The sequence below is a fragment of the Paenibacillus rhizoryzae genome (genome assembly GCF_059686995.1).
Genome location: NZ_JCAALT010000005.1, coordinates 435,224 through 447,378 on the forward strand (window position 1 = coordinate 435,224; position 12,155 = coordinate 447,378).

Annotated in this window: 10 protein-coding genes; 3 read left to right on the forward strand and 7 right to left on the reverse strand. The window is 54.2% G+C overall.

The window, feature by feature from the left end; all coding sequences use genetic code 11:
• Positions 1-246: 246 nt before the first annotated feature.
• Positions 247-858: a MerR family transcriptional regulator gene (locus AC6ESO_RS17400; RefSeq protein WP_497092453.1), complete on the forward strand. Its 612-nt coding sequence runs from the start codon at positions 247-249 to the stop codon at positions 856-858.
• Here AC6ESO_RS17400 and AC6ESO_RS17405 read toward each other — a convergent pair.
• The 7 genes from AC6ESO_RS17405 to pdaA all read right to left on the reverse strand — a co-directional run bounded on the left by AC6ESO_RS17405 (position 841) and on the right by pdaA (position 10,987).
• Positions 841-2,013: an MFS transporter gene (locus AC6ESO_RS17405; RefSeq protein ID WP_497092454.1), complete on the reverse strand. Its 1,173-nt coding sequence runs from the start codon at positions 2,011-2,013 to the stop codon at positions 841-843. The genes AC6ESO_RS17400 and AC6ESO_RS17405 overlap by 18 nt on opposite strands.
• Positions 2,010-3,338 (reverse strand): D-arabinono-1,4-lactone oxidase, encoded by a 1,329-nt coding sequence (locus AC6ESO_RS17410; protein ID WP_497092455.1) that lies wholly within the window; start codon positions 3,336-3,338, stop codon positions 2,010-2,012. The genes AC6ESO_RS17405 and AC6ESO_RS17410 overlap by 4 nt, the downstream gene beginning before the upstream one ends.
• A complete protein-coding gene (locus tag AC6ESO_RS17415) occupies positions 3,335-4,528 on the reverse strand; it encodes an amino acid deaminase/aldolase (protein WP_497092456.1) in 1,194 nt (397 codons plus the stop codon). The genes AC6ESO_RS17410 and AC6ESO_RS17415 overlap by 4 nt, the downstream gene beginning before the upstream one ends.
• A gap of 26 nt (positions 4,529-4,554) precedes the next feature.
• Complete coding sequence (locus tag AC6ESO_RS17420; protein ID WP_497092457.1) at positions 4,555-5,928, reverse strand: aldehyde dehydrogenase; 1,374 nt, start codon at positions 5,926-5,928, stop codon at positions 4,555-4,557.
• 86 nt (positions 5,929-6,014) lie between these two features.
• The gene (locus tag AC6ESO_RS17425) at positions 6,015-7,073 is read right to left on the reverse strand and encodes a class I SAM-dependent methyltransferase (RefSeq protein ID WP_497092458.1); all 1,059 of its coding nucleotides are present in this window, start codon (positions 7,071-7,073) and stop codon (positions 6,015-6,017) included.
• A gap of 100 nt (positions 7,074-7,173) precedes the next feature.
• Complete coding sequence (locus tag AC6ESO_RS17430; protein WP_497092459.1) at positions 7,174-10,029, reverse strand: response regulator; 2,856 nt, start codon at positions 10,027-10,029, stop codon at positions 7,174-7,176.
• A gap of 142 nt (positions 10,030-10,171) precedes the next feature.
• Positions 10,172-10,987, reverse strand: a complete 816-nt coding sequence (pdaA, locus tag AC6ESO_RS17435) for a delta-lactam-biosynthetic de-N-acetylase (RefSeq protein WP_497092460.1) — start codon at positions 10,985-10,987, stop codon at positions 10,172-10,174.
• Positions 10,988-11,167: 180 nt separating this feature from the next.
• On the opposite strand from pdaA, the gene AC6ESO_RS17440 reads away from it, so the two are divergent.
• Together AC6ESO_RS17440 and AC6ESO_RS17445 are read left to right on the forward strand one after the other, a co-directional pair.
• Positions 11,168-11,776: a DUF3238 domain-containing protein gene (locus AC6ESO_RS17440; protein ID WP_497092461.1), complete on the forward strand. Its 609-nt coding sequence runs from the start codon at positions 11,168-11,170 to the stop codon at positions 11,774-11,776.
• A gap of 21 nt (positions 11,777-11,797) precedes the next feature.
• Entirely contained in the window at positions 11,798-12,013 is a 216-nt protein-coding gene (locus AC6ESO_RS17445; protein WP_494821356.1) for a hypothetical protein, read from the forward strand.
• The last annotated feature ends 142 nt before the right edge of the window (positions 12,014-12,155 follow it).

Sequence of the window (12,155 nt, forward strand, 5' to 3'; positions counted from 1 at the left end):
GAGCCAATGTAGATCAACTAGATATCCTCTTGTTCCCGTGATGCCTCCTTATCTCGGAGACCTCGCCCCCTGAGCGAGAGTGCCGAAATCAACGGGAAACTTGACGAACGGCACCTGCCGCGGATGCGCGAGATGACGCGTAAAACCACTTTGTTTAGCGAATGAGCACTTCCTTTGTCGCCCTTGCAGGGAGTGGTTGCGAGAGCGCGAATTACCTATGCATTCCACCCGAACGGAGTGATAGGAATGGAACTTGTCAAAAGCAAGGACGCAGCTGAGTCGTTGAACGTCAGTCAAACCACGGTCAAACGCTGGGCTTCCCACTTCCCTCATTATTTTCAAAAGGATCGATTCGGCCATTATGTCTTCTCGCCCGGTGACCTGTCGATGCTCGCTTATATCAAAGAATCGCTTGAACGCGGAGAAACGATGGATATGATCGTGTTGCCGGAACCCGAGCAGAAGCCGGAACGCCTAAGCCTATTGGGTTCAGAAGTACAGACCGACGATTCCGGTCAGCAGTCCGTCCCCCACGGCTACAACGAGCAAGTGGCTGCCGCATCAGAAGCGCAGGACTCCGAGCTTCGCTGCCGCTTGGTTCAGGTCGAGCGCAGGCTTGAACAGAAGGCCGACGAGGTCGTCGCTGCGCAAATTTTGCAGCATCGCTCCGAGCTGGAGGAGCTGCGCAAGATGATTGATCATCTGAGCGCAGCAATCGAATATGCCAAGCAGCCAATTCCGCCCTTGAGCATACCTCCATACGCCGCCGAAACCGCAGCAGCTATAGAAGTGCCGGTCTCTGTCCCATCGCCTGCGCGTAAACGCGGCTTGTTTCGCTCATTATTTGTTTGGTTTTGATTTCCCCGGAAATTGAAGGGCAAAGGGGACAATGATGACCGTTACGACCGCTAGAGCGCCGATTGCCAGAACGCGTTCATCGAGCAGCAGCTGCACGAGCAGAGATAATACGATGCCGCCCATATTGCCGAACAAGAGCAGCAGCCCCGTTATTGCGCCTGCAGTGCGCGGCTCCGCTTTGGCCTCGGCAAACGAAAGCACAATAGGCAAGTCCGCCAGCAGCAGTAGACCGGCTAATGCCAGCAGCGACATAAACAGCCAAGTCGGCATCCCTGTCGCAAGGAACACAAGCAGTATCGCGCTGACCGCGAGTGACAGCACAAGCACGTTTCGTGCACGATTCCCGCGCATTGCGAAGTCCGGCAGCACCGCCGCCCCGATAATACCAGCCGCCGTCATGAGTCCAAGGCCTGTTCCGACCTGCACCGAGTTGTAACCGATTGCATCCGCCAATACTTCGAGCCATGTCGCCAGCGTAATGAAAATGCCGAAGCCTGCGAATAGGAGCAAGCTAAACAACCGAACCCACCGCTGCGACCACAGCGCCTTCAAGGTACGAAGCGCAGGAGCCGGCTCTGTATCCGTCGCCCCTTCATACAAGGGTGTCTTGCGAAGCGTCATCAGCAGCGCCAAGCAAGCGACTGCACTAATCATCGCCTGCGTCCACAGGACGGCAGGCATTCCGCCCCATCCCAGCAGAAAAGGCACCGTCACATTGGAAATCATAATGCCTACAAATAAGCTGGCTGTGCCGGCCGCAATGGCAATTGGACGTTTGGGCGGTGCCGCAAAAAGCACCGCCATTTTGTTTACAGCATTGAGCACCAGAGGCTGACCTACGGCGATGACGAACTGCCCGGCAAGCGCATATTCATAACCGGGTACGACCCGGATTAGCGCACCGGCTACGGTAAGTCCGGCACCCCAAGCAAGTGCACCGCGGAAGCTGCGATCCGATGCGAGGCCAAATGGTATAGATAACAGAACATAGACAAGCGGAAAGACTAGTGACAGCCACCCAACGGCATCTACAGATACCCCCCAGTATTCGGAGGCATCTGTTGTAATGGGCGTAAAAGTCACCCACAGCAGCTGAGTGACAGCCACTAACCCCGCATAAGCAGCGATAACGGACCAGCGCGTGCCCCCCGTCATAACGACAGCTCCGGAACGCCAAACAGCTTCTCCAGATAAGGATTCAGCAGCACGCCATCCGGATCGTACTGTTCCCGCAGACGGACGAATGCGTCCCACATCGGATAGAGCTCCTGCAGCTGCGACGCGCGAAGGGAATGCATTTTGCCCCAGTGCGGCCTTCCTCCGTGACGGAGGAAGATCTTCTCCATAGCCGCAAAATAAGTCCCATACGGCATCCCTTTATACATATGTACGGCAATATAGGCAGAATCCCGGCCATAAGCAGGACTCAGCCAGATCTCATCCCCTTTGGCATACCGGCATTCAATCGGAAAATGAACCGCGAACCGCTCCTGCTCCATAACCGCACGCATCTCTTCGATGACTGCCGGCATAGCCTCCGCAGGCAAGTTGTATTCCATTTCGTTGAAACGCACGAGACGCTGCGTCGCGAACAGACGATGGCTATACGACACCTTACTGAACTGAGGGAACTGCGCCGCAGAGAATCGGCTCACGGATCTGCACAGCTTCGGAATCCGGCGGCACAGTCCCGAGAGCAGACCGAATGCGCCGTTCTCAAGCACCACATCGCTGATATAATCGCCTACCCGCCGCGGCGTGACAGGCTCGGACGTTTCATTCATGATTTTGAGCTGACACGACTCCGCATAGGGGAACCAGTACATCTCGAAATGACGGTGCGAATCAGCAAGCGTTGACAGCTGCGTCAAGCTTTCCGTCAGCTTCGCCCGCTTGCTCTCGTAGCGCATTTTGAATGCCGAACGAAGTCTCAGCTTCACCTGCACCAGTATGCCAAGTGCACCTAGCGAGACCTGCATCCCTCGAAACGTCTCCGGATGGGACTCCATCGAGCATTCGACGACCTCGCCGCTCCCGGTTACAAGCGTCAGCCCAATAACCTGCGTCGCTATGTTGCCGAATGCCCGGCCCGTACCATGCGTGCCTGTGCTTATTGCACCTGCAATGGATTGGACGTCAATGTCGCCAAGGTTCTCCTGTGCCAGACCCTGCTTAAACAGCAGATCGCCAAGCAATTTCAGCTTCGTACCGGCCCAGACCGTCGCCGTCTCAGCTCCGGTGTCGACCTCAACCAAACCTTGCATCCGGTCTAGTGAAACAAGCACATCGCCGGAAGCCGCAATTGGCGTAAACGAATGCCCCGTTCCGACAACCCGGAGCTTCCTCCCCTCGCGCCTGCACGATCGAACGATATCGACGACCGCCTCTATCGATTCTGGATACAGAATCACACTCGGTGTTGCCTGTACGGAGCCTGACCAATTCGACCACGCTACGCGCATCGCCGCATGTCCATTCATAGAAAACAAGCCCCCATTCCGCGATAGGTTGCATATTCGCCGACGATTTGCCCATTCGACACGGCAACCATGAGCAAGAACCGCTCGCACAGCTCGCCTGCTTTGGCATGACGGAAGTAGACCGGGTCGCCAATCGCGGGCGCAATCCCGTTCTTTAGAACGCGCAGGGGCGTTTGCACTTCGCCTGCCCCCTCAAGAGGAAACAACTCCAGCCCCTCCGGCAAATACACCTGCGCCTGCTTCTCAATGCCAACTGCCCCGGAGGCTGTGTAACCGCCCCCCATACAGGTGATAATATCCGGCCTTGGACGGCGCACAACCTCCACCGCATAGCCCGCCGCAGGCTCATAGCGAAACCCCGCGTACCCGTCAAACAAGCCCGGCGCATAGAACCCTGAGCCTGCCGTAATCTCGGTCACGCATGCTTCCAGCCGCGAGCTGTCCATGCTGCCGGTGCCGCCGGCATTCACGAACCGGAGCTTCGCCCCCCTCGCTTCGAGGCCCTCCACCACTTCGCGTCGCCGCTTTGCTACTTCGGCGATCGAGCGTTTCTTCAGCCAGCGGATCACGCTGTTCTTCAGCCGTTTGCCGGGCAAATTATCGCCAAGACCGGCAATTTGCGCCTCATAGCCCATAATGCCGTCCAGCTTAAGCCACGCAGAGGAGAGAATGAGCTCCGCAACAGGACGCACTTGTTCCCAGCTCGATAATGGGGACCGCCAGACGCCAAAGTGCAATCCCGGATAATCCGCCGACATATCGATATCCAGACATAACGGGACGACGACTCCTTGTTCTGCGGCAATCCGCTCCATCTGCTGCACATGCTCGGCACTGTCGACCATAAACGTAATCGAGCGACCCTCCCCGATTGCCTTCACCAGCTCAGCAATTCGATCCGGCTGCCACTGCGGGTAACCAAGCAGCAGATCATCGAAGCCCTCGCGCACGAGCATCGCCGCTTCATCGGCGGTGTAGCACATGATCCCTTGATAGACCGGACTGCCGGCCAGAATCCGCCGCATCACCTCCGGGCAGCGGATCGATTTGCTCGCGATCCGCACCTTCTTGCTTCCCGCAGCCCGCGCAATAGCCGCGATGTTGCGATCCAGCATATCCAAATCTACGAATGCATACGGCATCGGAACGCCTTCAAGAACCGTTTTGTAATACGAATAGGTATCCTTCATAGTCGCGGCTGCACATCCTCTTTCGCCTAAGGCTTCATTAGCATGCGAATAAACTTGAGCCCATTCTTGGCAGACGGGTAACGGAAAGGGAAATCAAACCATGTTGTCTGCTTCAGCACACTCTTCATATGGGAGAACGTCCGGAAGCTTTGCTCGCCGTGATAGCTGCCTGTTCCGCTGTGGCCTACCCCGCCAAATGGCAAATACGGTGTTCCGATATGCAGCAGCGTATCGTTGATGCAGCCGCCGCCGAAGGAGATATTCCCCGTAAACAGCTGCTGCACCGCTTGATCCTTGCTGAAAACATACAGCGCCAGCGGTTTGGGCCGCGCATTCACGATCGCTACCACCTCGCGCGGGTCATCATACGTGAACACAGGCAGGATCGGTCCGAAGATTTCTTCCTGCATGATCGGGGAATCCCAGGCAACATCCTCGAGCACCGTCGGCGCGATGCGCAGCTTCACGTCATCCGTCCCTCCGCCGATGGCAGCCGTGCCATCCGCAATAAACGCGCGAAGCCGATCGTAGTGGCGGCGAGTGATGATCGCGCCATAGTCCGGATGCTCCAAAGGCGCCTCGCCGTAGAACGCAGTCACAGATTGATGAATAGCGGCAAGCAGCTCATCCTTCACGCTGTGATGCACAAGCAAATAGTCAGGTGCGAGGCAGGTCTGCCCGCTATTAAGAAACTTCCCGAATGCAATCCGCCTTGCCGCAAGAGCAATAGACGCGTCATGATGCACAATGCACGGCGACTTGCCTCCGAGCTCCAAGGTAACAGGAGTCAGATGCTTCGCGGCTGCGGCCATCACCGACTTGCCGACTTCTACGCCGCCGGTGAAGAAGATATGGTCGAAAGGCAGCGCCAGCAATTCGCGGCTCGCCTCTACTCCGCCTTCAACGACAGCGATATAGTCAGGCTGGAAACTATCGGCGATTATTGCGGCAATTAGCGATGTCATCGCCTGCGATAGCTCGGATGGCTTCAATACGGCGGTATTGCCTGCGGCGATAGCGCCTATAAGAGGAACCAACGTGAGATTGAAGGGATAATTCCAGGGGGCGATGATGAGCGATGCACCAAGCGGATCCGGCATGACATAACTTTTGCTGCCCAGATGCGTAGACGGCGTCTTGACCCGCTTCGGCTTCATCCATTTCTTCAGATGTTTCATCGCGAAGTTGATCTCGGTGTAGAAGGGGCCTATCTCCAGCGTGTACGCTTCATGCTCGCTCTTATTTAGATCCGTGTGGAGCGCTGCAATAATCGCAGCCTCGCGCTCCACTACGGCTTGTTTCAATTTCTGCAGCTGCGCCATGCGAAACGCATAACCTCGGCTTGCGCCCGTCTGAAACCAAGCCTGCTGCCGTTTCAACAGTTGTTCAAAGGAAGCCATGATATCCCTGCTCTCCCGGTCTGCCGGACGAGGCCGGCTCCCGATTGTAAGTGCTTACACGAATTCGTAACAAAGAAGCAGACGCCTTAGCGTGCCTGTGCAATGACCGCATTGTGCGCCTTGATGTAGCCATGGCGGATAATGTCGAAGCCATTCTCGTATATATATAAGCCCATCTGCTCCACCGTCATCAGCTCGCGATACGTGTGATTCATAATATCGGCCATTATGACGTAGAACAGCCTGCTTTTCCATTGGTTGCGCGGTGTTGTGAAGATCGCATAGCCGCCGTCTTTGAGGAATCTGCGGTGCCAATCGACAACCTCCGGTTTGTAGGTATCCGGGAAATGCTCCAGCAAGCCGACCGAAAGCACAATATCAAACGTCTTGCCAAACGATAGATTCCGAATGTCATCGACCACGTATTCGATATTGAAATCAGATTTATAATATACCTTCGCTCCGCCCGTAGATGAGCTTGAGCCTAGAAACGGATAAGAATCGGGAAACTCGCCGTGACGAACGGTTTTGCAATACGCGTCATAGTCGACCAGCACAACCTCGGCTCCCGGATAGAGCGCCGCCAGCTGCATCGCTTCATATCCCTCCGCCGCACCGAGAAACAGAATGCGCGGACGCGTGACATTCAGTCCTTCAAACAAAGATCGTTTGCCGCGCGGGTCCCAGACGCCATCTTGAATGCGGTGCACATAATTCCAAAAATGAATGCGGGCTACATCGCCCAAGGCCGCACTGATTTCCGAAGGCTTGAACGTGGCGAGACTCTTGAGAAACGCAGACTGCTCGCTGCCGATTTCCTTGGGAATGTCCTTATCGAACCACTCATGAAAGGCTTTGTTAAAATACGTCCACGATGTCTTCGCATCCATCGCTTTCTCATGCTCTTGCTCCCACTGCTTACGGGTTTCCGACATCGTCCGCACCTCGTACGGCTTGCCTACCCGCTCCCAGGTCAGCTGCGACCAATCCTTCACCGTATTCACCCGGATAAAGCGCTCGTACGCCTTATCTTTGTGCGGTCTTAGGTCAACCCGGTAGGAAGGCGTAAGCTCCGTTAGGCCAAGCTGCCGCTCCGAGTAGGGCTGCTCTAAGCGGGAAGTGTCTGCTTGCTTTGCTATACTCATTCCTTACTCACCTCGCTCAGTAAAATGACCAACTATACAACAAAGTATATCATCAGCCGCTCATCTTTAGTGGTGAATTATTCCCAATTCTCCCGCCGGACTAGGCTATTTTCTGCAAAGATTGCAGCAGCACCGTGTAAATCAAAGCCGGATCAAACGGCTTGGTCAAATAATAGTCCATCCCCGCCTCAAGTACCTCTTCCTGCACGCCTTTCATCGCATCGGCCGTCATCGCAATAATCGGTGTCTGCTTCGCATGCTCGATCCGGCGGATGAGCCTTGTCGACTCATAGCCATCCATAATCGGCATCTGCAAATCCATCAGAATAACATCGTATTGCTTGCCGCGCACGCTGTTCACCGCTTCCTCGCCGTTATCGACGACATCGATGAGCATCCCCATTCCCTTGAGCAGCTCCATCGCTACAAGCTGATTGATCGCATTATCCTCCACAAGCAGCACGGAAGCACCGCGCAGCAGCGCGTACTTCTCGGCAAACTCGACATTTTCCGTCTCGAGCAGCTTTACGCCAGCTTGCGGCTTAATCAGCGAAATCACTTCATCGAACAGATGCGACTGGCTGATCGGATAGAAGAGTACCTTCTCGATTGCCGGTGACGGTACGCCTCTTTGCAGCTCCATCTCGTGATAGGCGCTCGTAAGCACAATAGCCTGCGATTTGCCCGGCAAATCCCGTTTGATCCGTTCCGCAAGCTGCACCGCATCCCCGGCCTGCAGCTTCCAATCCACCATAATCAAGTCATAACGGTTATGCATGGAGATGTTATAGATCGCTTCCTGCTCCGATGCAGCCAAGCTGACAATAAACTTAAATTGCTCCAGCTGGTTACGCAGCACCTGCTGCATCTCCGGATTATCGCATATGAGCAGCACGCGCAGAAACTTCATATCGAGCTCCAGCCCCTGCCGCATAACCGGAGCATCCGTACTTCTGAACTCGGCCATGAAGGAGAAGCAGCTCCCTACGCCCGGCGTGCTTTCAACCTCAAGCTTCCCGTTCATCAGCTCGACGAATTTCTGACTGATGACAAGTCCAAGCCCCGTCCCGCCGTACCGCCGCGTAGTCGACATATCTGCCTGCGTAAAGTTATGGAACAGCTTCTGCTGCTGCTCAGCGCTGATGCCTATGCCTGTATCTCTCACTGCAAAATGCAGCGTAACGTCATGCTCACTGCGTCCCACGAAATCGATGGCGATCGCAATTTCTCCTTGATGCGTAAATTTAACGGCATTATTAACGAGGTTAAGGAGGATCTGCTTCAAGCGCAGCGGATCGCCGCTCAGCATTTGCGGTACACGGTGATCAATCGCGAAATGCAGCTTTAGCTCCTTCTCGTACGCTTTTACAGCCACAATATTAGAGAGATCATGAATAACCTCATATAAGTCAAAAGCGATCTGCTCCAGCACAATCTTGTTTGCTTCGATCTTGGAGAAATCCAAAATGTCGTCGATAATATTAAGCAAGCTTCTCGTCGATAGGATCGATTTGTTCACATAGTCCTTCTGTCTGTCCGAGAGCTCCGTTTTCTGCAGCAAATAATTAAGGCCCAGAATGGCATTGATCGGCGTCCGAATCTCATGGCTCATCTGGGCCAGGAACTGACTCTTCGCTTTGTTAGCCCCGTCGGCCTCGCGTTTGAGTTTCCAATCGGTCAGATCATGGAAGGTGACCTTGATTCTCGTCTTCCCTTTCACGGTCATAGGCAGAATCGTGACGGAGAAGCTTCGCGGGGATCGATTCTCGAAATATAGTTCCAGCTCAAACCGCCGCATCTCCTTCGTTTCGACCCCTTCGCGGAAATTCCGTTCCCATTCTTCCTCTTTGCCGATGCGCACCAAATCCGTGAGCCGCTTGCCCTCAATCCCATCCATACCCAGATCCAGCAGCTTAGCCAGTTTCGCGTTAACCGATAGTATCGTCCCATCCCCGTTGAACGCAATGAAGATATCGTTGGAATTCTCTACGATGGTCCGGTAGCGCTCCTCGCTCTCGCGCAGCTCGTCTTCCGCTTGCCTCCAATTGGTAATATCGGTGCTGGAGAGAATGATCTCCGCGACTTGTCCGTCCTGATAGATCGGCTGCACAATATTAAATGTCCGAAACCCATTGAAGCCGGACTCGTACCTGACTTCCTCACCTCGGAATGCACGATCGTAAATGGCCGCCACCATTTCAAAATGCTCCTGCGACAGTCCTTCCAAGTCGTTCAGTCGCTTACCCGTTATCTCGACATCCTTCCAGCCTTGTTTGTGCAGCAGCTGCCCTTCAATTAAGGAATAGCGGTAATCGCCGCGGCTGTCCCGGATAATCTTCGCCGTCATCCCGGATTGGAGATGCAGCAGGCGATGAAGCTCCTCGCTTGCCCGAAGATTCTTCTGCTCCAGCTCGCTCGCGCGGATCAGATAAGACCGGAAATAAATCATGGCGTAACAGCCTAATGTATTGGCGAAGCTGAGAATCATCAGAATCTTCACCGGAATGTGAATCATCTGCGTCCCGATAATTAGGAAAGCAATTTCGCTGAACAGGGTGGCATATATCCACTGGCGAAAGAGGCTTTTGACGCGCAGCATAATGAATCCAACTCCGCCTACGTATACGAGCATCGTCACGAACGCAGTGATGGTGCCAATTCCTAACGGTGACACCGTCATCCGGTACAGAATAACTAAAGCTCCCGCTATAGCCGCAGCCCAAAATCCTCCGAAGTAAGTTGCCATCAAGACCGGCACATACCGTAAATCGATAACAATGCTATCGGTCAAACGGACGCCGTAGTACACCAGAATACAGCCAAGAATTCCTTGTACAATGCCTAATCTGAGGATTTCTTTCCACTTGCTATATGTTCTATTCGTTGCAAACAGCCTGCTGGAGAAAAAGGTGATCATGGTCATGAAAGCTGCGTTAACAACCAAATCTTTTATCATTTATGCTCACCGTCCTGCTGTCGATTTCAACTATATTCACATCCAATATTCGACATAATTCGATAACATCCTCTGTTTGTCGACAAAATAAAAGAGAGGCACCGGCTCGGCACCTCTCTTCTCATTTACTTTATATTTACGGTTAATAACTCTTGGTCTCCAGCTCATTGAGCGGCTTAAAGGTGTAGCCTTGCTGCCTTGCCGCGTCGATGATTTGCGGGAGGGCTTCCGTGTTGTCTTTGGACACACTGTGCAGCAGAATGACGGCTCCCGGATGAAGCTGCTTCATGACGTTATCGTAGGCGTAACGCCAGCCTCGCTGCGCCGTCGGCTCCCAATCGCGATAAGCGATCGACCAGAACACACTCGTATACCCTTGCTCCTTGCTAACGGCGAGTACTCGACTATTGAAAATCCCCCGCGGCGGACGAAGATACTGCATCTCCTGCTGCCCGGTCAGCTCTGCTACGGCCGTCTTCACTTTGGCGAGCTCCGTTTGGATCTGGCTGCTCGGAATAACGCTCATATCCGGGTGGCTCCACGAATGATTTCCGACCAGATGGCCTTCCGCGACCATGCGCTTCACCAGCTCCGGCTTGTCCTTCACATAATGGCCCGTTACGAAGAAGATGGCCGGAACGCCCTTCTCCTTCAACACATCCAGGATGCGGCCTGTGAAGCCATTCTCATAGCCGTTATCGAAGGTCAGATACAGCTCTCTTTGTTTCGTATCGCCAAGGAAAATCGCCCCATGCTGCTCCAGAATCGGCTGGAAGCCTTCTTCTCTAATCGAGGGCAGCATGCCGCCGACGCTTTTCTTAAACCCAAAATGATAGGGGCCCCCCGGCGCACCAATCGTTTCCGATGCCATCGCCGTACCTGCAACGGATAGCATGAGGACAAGCGACGCCAACAGAGAAAGCCAAGCTTGTGGGCGAAGACGGTTTGGTTTGTACATGATGTTCGATGCTCACCACTTTCTTCTCGCATGTTGCCTGCTGCATATTGGAACCATACAGAAGTTACTGTATCCCGGAATGCTGGAAGTTATGTGAATTTTTCGGACAAGCTGCAAGGTTAGGGTCACTTCTATGCTAAAATAAGCGGAGCAAATGGCGAAAGCGAGGAGAAATCGACAATGGCTTCGATTGTGAAAATAAGAGGAAGTGTATTTATCGGCGGCTTGCAGTGGCTCCCTGCCATGACCGACCCCGAAACCGGCCTGATCCACGAATATGCAGGCGATGCGCGGGAATTTACGCCTCATGCGGTGAACACGGGGCGATCTCGCGTGGAGCAAGAAGTCGTCGTCGACTTCGTGAAACGCAAGCTGTTCACGTATGCGAATACAGGCTCTACCACGCTGCGAGTGACGAAACCGGGCGGCATCTCGGAGTTTAAGCAAGGAAAAGCCTCTGCCGAAGGCGTGACCGTCTCGGATGAAACTTGGGACGCATCCTCGGTTTCCTTCATCATGAGAGCAACTGCCGCCAATCCGCTGCGCCCGGCTGCTCCGGCAGTAGATTATGAGCTCCAAGTAACCGTTCATGAAGAAAACGGTGCAGTTGAAGTGAAGGGCAGTCACGATGGGTTCCCTTGCTTCGAGTTCTATAAGCAAGTTGATTTCGGCGATTTCGAGCTGCTGTACAGCCACGATTTCCGCGTTACGGGCGATACGCCTGCCGCCATGGCCGGAGATATGGAATATCACTTTGAACGCGTGCTCTCTGCTAGTATTGGAGCCTAAGCTAAGGAAGGAGGGCCTTTCATGGCCTTGTACCGCCGTCTCCAGACGGATGACGATTTCACCGAGGCGATGGAGCGCCAATATAAGCTTCGCGTCTACAAGGACGACCACATCGTCGATTCCGGCGGCATCATTATCCGCTTCGATGACACGACCGTCGTCAGCCAATCCAGCGTCAGCGATGTCGCTTACCACGACCGTAACGCCTGCGAGTTTTTTGAAATTCGCAAACGGTAGCGTTACGCGGAGTGCTCTGCAGGGATGATCTACAAGCCTGCTCAGCAGGGTCGTTGGTCTGCCTGTTGTTCTGCTGGGCTGTTCTGCTGGGTTGTTCTGCTGGGCTGTTTTGCAAACCTACTGCGGTTCTAATCTGCTGATC

Coding starts and splice junctions, on each gene's coding strand:
- AC6ESO_RS17425 (WP_497092458.1), bottom strand. CDS start 7,073: ATGAGTATAGCAAAGCAAGCAGACACTTCCCGCTTAGAGCAGCCCTAC.
- AC6ESO_RS17405 (WP_497092454.1), bottom strand. CDS start 2,013: ATGACGGGGGGCACGCGCTGGTCCGTTATCGCTGCTTATGCGGGGTTA.
- AC6ESO_RS17445 (WP_494821356.1), top strand. CDS start 11,798: ATGGCCTTGTACCGCCGTCTCCAGACGGATGACGATTTCACCGAGGCG.
- AC6ESO_RS17400 (WP_497092453.1), top strand. CDS start 247: ATGGAACTTGTCAAAAGCAAGGACGCAGCTGAGTCGTTGAACGTCAGT.
- AC6ESO_RS17410 (WP_497092455.1), bottom strand. CDS start 3,338: ATGAATGGACATGCGGCGATGCGCGTAGCGTGGTCGAATTGGTCAGGC.
- AC6ESO_RS17420 (WP_497092457.1), bottom strand. CDS start 5,928: ATGGCTTCCTTTGAACAACTGTTGAAACGGCAGCAGGCTTGGTTTCAG.
- pdaA (WP_497092460.1), bottom strand. CDS start 10,987: ATGTACAAACCAAACCGTCTTCGCCCACAAGCTTGGCTTTCTCTGTTG.
- AC6ESO_RS17430 (WP_497092459.1), bottom strand. CDS start 10,029: ATGATAAAAGATTTGGTTGTTAACGCAGCTTTCATGACCATGATCACC.
- AC6ESO_RS17440 (WP_497092461.1), top strand. CDS start 11,168: ATGGCTTCGATTGTGAAAATAAGAGGAAGTGTATTTATCGGCGGCTTG.
- AC6ESO_RS17415 (WP_497092456.1), bottom strand. CDS start 4,528: ATGAAGGATACCTATTCGTATTACAAAACGGTTCTTGAAGGCGTTCCG.